Raw genomic sequence first — 3,885 nt, 5'->3', positions numbered from 1 at the left:
ATCCATCAGAACATTGAGTGCGGCCGCCGTCGTACCGCCGGGGCTTGTGACATTCTCACGAAGCGTTGCGGCACTTTCTTCGCTGGCATCAAGCAGGAAGCCCGCACCAACCACGGTCTGGCGGGCAAGGGTCATTGCCTGATCGGCCGGAAGGCCGGCAGCCTCGCCCGCCTGCGCCATGGCTTCGACCAGATGGAAGATATAGGCAGGCCCGCTGCCCGACAGGCCGGTGACGGCATCCATCAGGCTTTCATCCTCGATCCAGGACACCATGCCGACGGCTTCAAGCAGGGTCTGGCACATGTCGCGCTGGGCGATGCTGACATTTTCGGTCGGGCACATCACGGTCATGCCACGTGACACAGCGGCGGGCGTATTGGGCATGGCGCGTACGATGCGGGCATGTTCGCCGAGGTGGCTTGTGAAGAAGTCGATGGTTTTGCCTGCGGCGACGGACAAAAAGACCGTTTCGGCGCGCACCAGCGGTTTATAGGCGTCAATCAGATCGGGCAGGACCTGTGGCTTGACGGCAAACAGGACAACCTGCGGAATGAAGTCTTCGCGAATGTGGTCAATATCGGGAACGCCATTGATGCCGTATTGCGCTTCGAGCTTTTCAGCCGTTTCGCTCTGTTCAACGATAAAGACGTTCGATGCCTGAAGCCCGCGGGCCAGCCAGCCTTCGAGCATGGCACTGCCCATCTTGCCACAGCCAACCAGCAAAAGACGCGTATTCATAAATTCTGCTCCGCTTTATCCATCGGGTTTGGTTGATCGTGGGGGATCAACGCACATGATGCAATGCCGTAGCGATCTTCTCAAGGTGGGTCAAGTCAGCGCAGAGGGCAAGTTCGGTTCAAAGCAAAAGATATTTCAGAGGACTCGGAATTTTGGAAAAATTACTGTGGAAATAGCTTCTTTTTTTAGTGATATGGTCTGTAAAAGCACGGATATGCAGACAAAAGCGCTACGAGCGTTGGGTGGTAGCGAGTAAAATTTTTCCGTAATTCTGCGACCTAGTCTTGGCGCGTAAGCAGTGAGCTATAGTTTGTCGATGTCCTCGAACGCACTGCGGGAAGCAGCACTAAATGCCATGAAGGAAAACTTGCAGTGATCGAGAGTGATGTGAAGTGAGTGAAGAAAAATGAAAACGAGCAAGAGCGGGAGTTGACGAAGGTAGAAGGTGGTGGTATAAAAAAACCAAGCCTCAGATTTGATCGTCCCAAGGCTTGGTTTCTGAAATTAATAGCTAGCACTCAGTCCTTCTACCCCTCCCCAGAGGGAACCTGATTCCGTGCTACAACGACAAGGTGTCGCTATGTTTAAGATAGAAGATTTGGTTGAAATTGTCAAATCGGAGGCCGATTACCACCGCGAATTATCTCAGCGTTTGCAGCATGAAGGTGGTGACCGCTCGCAATTTTATAAGCACCAACATCTCTCTATGGCCATGGCCGAAGTTTGCAAATTGTTGCAAGCGCAGTCTGATGGAAGCACAGTGAATAGTACAGGTAATGCTGCTCAGTCGAGTTTTGGTGCAAAAGATATCTCGGAAGCGCCTTTCGCTCCTAAGAGTGAAAATATCCAAAGCCTTCAGGAAGAAATACTGTCGTACCTAGAAAACGTTGAACAATTCAACGGGGTGGATCCTTTTGACCTCAATTTGCCAGAGGTTAATCGGCTGGATGCTCTGATTGTCTATTTGATGTCTGATGGGCGTCAGCGCAATGGTAAGGCTATCAAAGCGGAGGTGGAAAGGATACTTTCCGATGAAAGTTTCGATGATGCCATGATATCTCGACGCGTCTATTCTCTGGACCATAAAAAGGGAATTCTAGAGAAGCAGTCGATGCGCGGATACTACAAAATCAAAAGTAAGTATTCAAAGAAAAGTATTTCGGAAGAAAAATCTGGAGTCTTTTCCTAAGAAAAAGCCCCTTACCAATGCAATGGAAAGGGGCTTGGTGCGTATGTGAAGCGGTACGTATACCAACAAAAACAATGCACACATCAACTACTACGATAATTGTTTTTGTACATTTTGTAAAGCCGCTCCTAAATTTAGGTGAAGGTCACTATTATGTCTTTTCTAGACAAAAAAGTGGTGCCGGTGCGCGCTTACACTCGATTCCGCTTCAAGCGTTTCGAGAAGGTTGTACGCCATCGTCGTAGTCTGCCGAAGCGATAGTCGGTAAAACGGACTCAGCACTAGCTGTGGGTGCCCGGATCGGGCGCCCACTTTTACTCTGATTCTAATGCATAAATTGCTCAGGCCTGACCGGCAGGTTCGAGCATCGCGTGCATCAGGGCTTCGTCCGGGGTTTTCCCCTGGCCAAGGACAAAGTTAAACGCCGGGAAGAAACGTTCGCATTCCGAAAGGGCGATATCGATCAGTTCTTCAAACTGTTCGACCATCGGTGGGACATCGCCGCCAAACAGCAGGGTGTGGCGGAACAGCGGCATGTTTTCTTCCAGCCACAGACCGAAATGCCCGATCCAGAGTTGCTCGTTGCATTTGGCAACCAGTTCATAGATGCGCGGGCGCAGCGGTTCGGGCACGAACAGATCAAAGCAGCACGCGATATGAAGCGCCTCGGCATCTTCACGCCAGGTGAAATAGACCAGATAGGTGCACCAGTGGGCCGGAATTTCGACCACAATCTCATCCGAGCTGCGGCGTTCCAGATGCCACTGGTTGGTGCGGGCGATATCCTCGACCAGGATCAGCGGGTTTTCATCGCCGATGTCGCCGATATCTTCCATTTGGTCGTTCATTAATACCCAGCCTGTTCAAGCATGTGCGAAAGGGCGCGCACTATATGCCGGTGAACGCTTTGTTTCAACCGCTGCTGCGCGCAGGACAGCAATGAATATTCGGATCATTGTCACCCGGCCTGTTGGCCCGGTCTCTTTTCCCGGTCTATCTGATCGACCGTCAAGCGGCCCTGCTTGTGACAGCAAATATTGGCGCAGGCGCATAAAACGCCCGCGTCATTTCGCATATATGGGAATTATATGGGGATAGTTGCCCCGATCAGGCGTCTTTTTTTGCCGCCGTTTTGGGGGCGGCTTTGGTCGTGCTGCGTTTGGCGGCCGGCTTCTTGGCCGGCTCAGCTGCATCAAGACGCTTTTCAAGATCGGCAATCTTGGCTTCGAGCGCATCGATGCGCTCGGCGGCACGCACAGCAACATCGTGCACGACGTCATATTCCTCGCGGGTGACCAGATCCATGTTGAGCAGGATCTTTTCAAACTGCTGGCGGATCATGGCATCTACTTCGCCTTTGACACCGGTCATGGTGCCCAATGCGGAATTGGTGACACGGGTCAGGTCATCGAGAATGCGGTTGTTGATCTGCATAGTGGTCTCCGGCTTTTTTAAACTGTTGTTGGGCATAATATGGCGCATCATCGGCTCAGGGCAAGCCGCACGTCATGAAGCGGACGTGACGATAGCGTTATTTTGCATGGCTTTTCTTGCTCCAGATCAGGGGCGGTCTTATAAAGTGTCGACAAACGTGATCAGTCGCCTTGGCCCATCGGGGCAGGGCGGCCCCGTCAGGAGAATGCAATGCTTATCGTCACTGGTGGTGCCGGGTTTATCGGTTCCAATATTGTTGCTGCCCTTGAAGAGCGCGGCGAAACCGACATTGTTGTCGTTGATCGCCTGCGCGATGGCATCAAATGGAAAAACATCGCCAAGCGGAACCTGCGTGACATTGTTCATCCCGATGAACTGCCGCATTTCCTTGAAGAGCATGCCGGCAATGTCGAGGCGATTTTCCATATGGGCGCGATTTCCGCGACCACGGAAACCGATGCCGACAAGATCGTCGTCAACAACCTGAAACTGACGGCCTGGCTGTGGGAATGGTGTTCGCGCCA

At 52.1% G+C, this 3,885-nt stretch carries 5 protein-coding genes; 2 read left to right on the top strand and 3 right to left on the bottom strand.

Annotated features, from left to right (window positions below; all coding sequences use genetic code 11):
- On the bottom strand, positions 1–738 hold a 738-nt coding region (gene proC / locus B3Z49_RS09960), incomplete at its 3' end, for a pyrroline-5-carboxylate reductase (RefSeq protein WP_296990460.1).
- 580 nt (positions 739–1,318) lie between these two features.
- Here proC and B3Z49_RS09955 point away from each other — a divergent pair.
- Positions 1,319–1,927 carry a hypothetical protein gene (locus B3Z49_RS09955; protein WP_296990458.1) on the top strand — a complete coding sequence of 203 codons (609 nt, stop codon included), beginning with the start codon at positions 1,319–1,321 and terminating at the stop codon, positions 1,925–1,927.
- A gap of 341 nt (positions 1,928–2,268) precedes the next feature.
- Here the strand turns inward: B3Z49_RS09955 and B3Z49_RS09950 are convergent, their stop codons facing one another.
- Complete coding sequence (locus B3Z49_RS09950) at positions 2,269–2,775, bottom strand: YbjN domain-containing protein (RefSeq protein ID WP_120224348.1); 507 nt, start codon at positions 2,773–2,775, stop codon at positions 2,269–2,271.
- A gap of 259 nt (positions 2,776–3,034) precedes the next feature.
- Complete coding sequence (locus B3Z49_RS09945; protein ID WP_064787372.1) at positions 3,035–3,361, bottom strand: accessory factor UbiK family protein; 327 nt, start codon at positions 3,359–3,361, stop codon at positions 3,035–3,037.
- Positions 3,362–3,571: 210 nt separating this feature from the next.
- On the opposite strand from B3Z49_RS09945, the gene B3Z49_RS09940 reads away from it, so the two are divergent.
- On the top strand, positions 3,572–3,885 hold a 314-nt coding region (locus B3Z49_RS09940; RefSeq protein ID WP_296990454.1), incomplete at its 3' end, for an NAD-dependent epimerase/dehydratase family protein.

Origin of the sequence: Thalassospira sp. UBA1131 (assembly GCF_002311515.1) — a bacterium.
Taxonomy (GTDB): domain Bacteria; phylum Pseudomonadota; class Alphaproteobacteria; order Rhodospirillales; family Thalassospiraceae; genus Thalassospira.
Note: the sequence above shows the minus strand (reverse complement) of the source record. Positions and strands in the feature narration are given on the sequence as shown.